This is a genomic window from Micromonospora sp. D75, from assembly GCF_018070405.1.
In the GTDB taxonomy this organism is placed as follows: Bacteria; Actinomycetota; Actinomycetes; order Mycobacteriales; family Micromonosporaceae; genus Micromonospora; species Micromonospora chalcea.
Genome location: NZ_JAGPXV010000530.1, coordinates 1 through 4,263 on the forward strand (window position 1 = coordinate 1; position 4,263 = coordinate 4,263).

The 4,263-nt window shown below is 73.0% G+C and carries 2 protein-coding genes; both read right to left on the reverse strand.

Going from position 1 to position 4,263, the window contains the following annotated elements; translation table 11 throughout:
• Positions 1-2,219 (reverse strand): amino acid adenylation domain-containing protein (locus tag KBX39_RS24765; RefSeq protein ID WP_210872751.1); only part of this gene is annotated, 2,219 nt, incomplete at its 3' end.
• A gap of 127 nt (positions 2,220-2,346) precedes the next feature.
• Positions 2,347-4,263 (reverse strand): condensation domain-containing protein (locus KBX39_RS24770; RefSeq protein ID WP_247660552.1); only part of this gene is annotated, 1,917 nt, incomplete at its 5' end.

Sequence of the window (4,263 nt, forward strand, 5' to 3'; positions counted from 1 at the left end):
ACCCGGTCCAGCCCGAGCACCGTCGCGAAGATCCCCGCGACGAGGCGTTCGGAGTCGGTGGCCGGTTCGGTGTACGGCACGTCGAGGTCGGGACGGCGCGAGCCCGGCTCTGGTAGCGCCCGCCGGTCGATCTTGCCGGTGCCGCCGGTGGGGAACCGGTCCAGGACCATGATCACGGCGGGGACCATGTAGGGCGGGAGCACCGCGGCGGCGTGTGCCCGCAGGTCGGCGGTGACGGGGACGCGGCCGTCGCGTCCGGTGACGTAGCCGACGAGCCGGGCGGTGCCCTGGTCCTCGCGACGGGTGACGACGGCGGTGCCGACGTCCGGGTGTTGTTCGAGAGTCGCCTCGATCTCACCGAGTTCGATCCGGATGCCGTTGACCTTGACCTGGTGGTCCATCCGGCCGAGGATCTCCAGCGCTCCGGCGGCGTTCCACCGGCCGAGGTCGCCGGTGCGGTAGGCGGTCCCGCCGCCGTACGGGTCGGTGACGAACCGCTGGGCGGTCAGTTCGGGGCGGTTGAGGTAACCGTCAGCGACGCCGGCGCCGGCGATGAGGATCTCGCCGGGGACGCCCATGGGGACGAGGTCGAGATTGGCGTCGACGACGCGGATCTGCCGGTTGGGCATGGGTCGGCCGATGGGCACGTACGCGCCGGGCCAGCCCTTCGACGCGTCGTACCAGGTACAGGCGACGGATGCCTCCGCGGGCCCGTACGCGTTGATCAGGCGGGCACCGGCGGCCGTCCAGCGGTGCGCCATGCGGGGCGGAATGGGTTCCCCGGCGAGGGTCACGCACGTCAGGCTGGGGCAGTCGGCGGGATCGACGGCGGCGAGGTTCGTGGGTGGGCAGAACGCGTGGGTGGCCTGCTCCTTGGCGATCAGCTCCGTCAACCGGCGGGCGTCGAGCAGATCGTCGCGGGAGCTGACGACGACGCGGGCACCGGAGGTCAGCGCGGTGTAGATCTCGCCGAGGGCCACGTCGAAGACCGGGGAACAGGAATGGAGCATCCGGCTGTCCGGCCCGACCGTGCACTCCTCCCGCATCCAGGTGACGAAGTTCGTCAGGTGCTCGTGGGTCAGCACGACACCCTTCGGTGTCCCGGTCGAGCCGGACGTGTAGATCACGAACGCCGGCCGGGAGGGTGCCACCACCGGCAGGTCGGCCGCCTCGGCCGCCGTCACGGTGGGCCAGTCGGCATCGAGGGCGACGACCCGTACGCCGTCAGGTCTGGGGACACGCGGGGCGACCTCGCCGACGGTGAGGACGACCCGGGCGCCGTGGTCGGCCAGCAGCATCCGCATCCGCTCCGCCGGCCAGGACACGTCCATCGGCGTGTACGCCGCCCCCGCCCGCAGCACCGCCAGGGTGGCGACGAGCGTCCACATGCTGCGGTCCAGCGCCAGCGACACCACGTCCCCGGGCCGTACGCCCATCGACCGTAGCCGCGCGGCCAACTCCCCCGAGCGGCGGGCCAGCTCCGCGTACGTCAGCACCTCCCCGGCGGCGACGCCGGCCACCGCGTCCGGCGTGCGTCGTGCCCATTCGAGCACCAGCTCGTGCAGCGGCGCACCCGGCACCGGGCGGGCCGGGCCCCGGCCCCACGCGAGCAGCCGCTCGCGCTCGGGCGCGCCCAGCAGCGGCAGCGCGCCCAGCGGCACCCCGGGTTCCCGGATCCCGGCCGACAGCAACGACACGGTCTGGTCCACCAGGCCCCGCACCCAGTCCGCCGAGAAGCCGTCGGCGGCGTAGTCCACCCGGAGCGCCGACCCGTCCCCCGCGACGGTCACCACGATGTCCACGTCCACCACGTCCGGCCCCACCTCGGCCACCGGGGCGTCCACCAGCCCGACGACCACCGGCCCCGCCGCGCCCGCGCTGCGCGCGACCGGTCCGGCCAGCGCCGTGGCCACCCGCGACGTCAGCTCGCCGAAGCCCGGTTCGTCCGCGACGTCGACCCGCAGCACGCCGCCCGACGACAGGCCGACCGCCACCTCGGCCTGGCCGGTGTACCGGGCCAGCACCCCCAGCAGACCGGCCAGCAGCACCGCGCCGGGGGAGCGCGCCCCCGCCGGGACGGGCAGGTCGACCTGCCGGTACGCGGAGGCCGCCCGGGCCGGCCACGCGGCCGGCCGGCGCAGGTCCCCCATCAGGTCGAGGATCTCGAAGCCGGGCCCAGCGACATCCGTGGTCTGCGCACCGACGATTCCGACAGACATTGAGCCAGCCTCCGATCAGGGCCGGCGCCACCCAGAGGGGTGCGCCGGAAGGGACAACCACGAACTCTCGGGACAACGGGCCGCGTGCCACGCGGCGACGAGCGGTCCGGTACGCAGGGGCGGACGGTCAGCCGGCGGTGGGCGTACCCGCCGGCCCGTCTTCGAGGAAGCGCAGCATGTGGTGGTTCAGCTCCTCGGCGAAGCTGTACGGCAGGTAGTCGGTGCGGATGGTGACGCGCAGGAGAGCATGGTCGACGCGGGGCAGCACCTCGACCGTGAGCCCGTTGGGCACCTCCCGGGCGTACGGGTCGACGACCTCCTCGGCCCGGCAGCCGGGCAGCTCCAGCGGCACCACCACGTTGTCCTGGAACACGAACGTCGGCAGGCTCGCGACCACCTCGCCGGAGAGCCCGGCGGCGGGATCGTCGGCGGTCTCCGCGAAGGGAACGTCCTGGGCCCGCATGAGATCGCGGATCGTCTCGTCGACCCGCAGGACCAGCTTGTCGTCGTGCGGCCCGTCGAAGCGCACCCGCACGCAGTTGAGGTTGAGCCGGGTGGTGAACGCGGAGTCGAGGACGCGGCTACCGCGCTTGGCGACCACCATCAGCAGGGCGATGTCGTCCTGCTGATGGATGGCGCGCAGCGCCGAGGCGAAGGCCGCCACGAAGTAGCTGGAGCGGCTGAAACGGTGGTCGCGGGCGGCCCGGTCCCAGCGGTCGAGCACCTCGGGGGTGACGGTGACGGTGTGGCCCGCCTTCGGTCCCCAGGCGAGGGCCTGCTCCAGGGGCGCGGTGGCCGGGCCTTCGCCTTGGCGGGGTAGGTCGCGTAGTTGTTCGCGCCAGTAGGTTCGTTGGGTTTGCAGGTCGGCGGCGTTGCGGAGGCGGGTGTATTCGTCGTGGGACTGGTGCAGTGTGGGTGCGGGGTGGGTCCAGGTGGGTGTGTGGCCGGTGTGTCGTGCGGTGTAGGCGTGGGTGAGGTCTCGGACGAGTAGTCCGTATGACCAGCCGTCGAAGGCGATGTGGTGGATGCCGATGCCGAAGAGGATTCGGTTGGTGGTTTTGTTTCGGATCAGGGCGGCGCGCCAGTTGCGGCCTTGGGTGTAGTCGAGGGGTTGTTGTACTGCTTCGGCGAGTTGGTCGAGGGCGTCGTGTTCGGTGGCGGCGTCGGCGATGAGTCGTAGCTGGGGCATGCCGGGGTTGGGTGGGATGATTGCGGTTGGTGGGTCGGTGCGCCGGTAGCGGGCGTGTAGGGCCTGGTGGCGGTGGTGGAGGTCGCCGAGGGCGGCCATGAGGGCTCGTAGGTCCAGCTCACCCTCGATCCACCAGGTGACCGGGACGACGACCTCCAGCGGCGACATCAGGCACTTCGCCACCTGCTGCGCGAGCGGGACCGGTCCCGGGCGCTGCCGGGCCTGTCCCGCGGTCGAGCCGGTGTCCGTACGGCGGGGGGCGGTGGCGAGCCAGCGGGCCAGCTCGTGCGGGGTGGGGGTGCGGTGGATCTGCGAGACGGGCACCACCACGTCGGCGGCCTCGTCGATGCCTGCGGCGACGGCGGCGGACTGCAACGACGTGCCGCCGAGGTGGAAGAAGCCGTCGCGGGCGCCGACCCGCTCGATGCCGAGCACGCTCGCGAACACCTCCGCGACGAGGCGCTCGCACTCGGTGGCCGGCTCGACGTACGGCACGCCGAGGTCGGGACGCTGGGCGCCGGGTGCGGGAAGGGCACTCCGGTCGATCTTGCCGGTGCCGCCGAGGGGGAAGCGGTCGAGGACGACGACGGCGGCGGGGACCATGTAGCTCGGCAGGTGGGCCGCGGCGTGGTCGCGCAGGTCGCCGGTGGCCGGGATGCGGCCGTCGCGCCCGGTGACGTACGCGACGAGCCGGGCCACGCCCCGGTCCTCGCGGCGGACGACGACTGCGGTCTCCACCTCCGGGTGCTGGGCGAGGATGCTCTCGATCTCGCCCAGCTCGATGCGGATGCCGTTGACCTTCACCTGGTGGTCCATCCGGCCGAGGATCTCCAGCGCGCCGGCGCTGTTCCACCT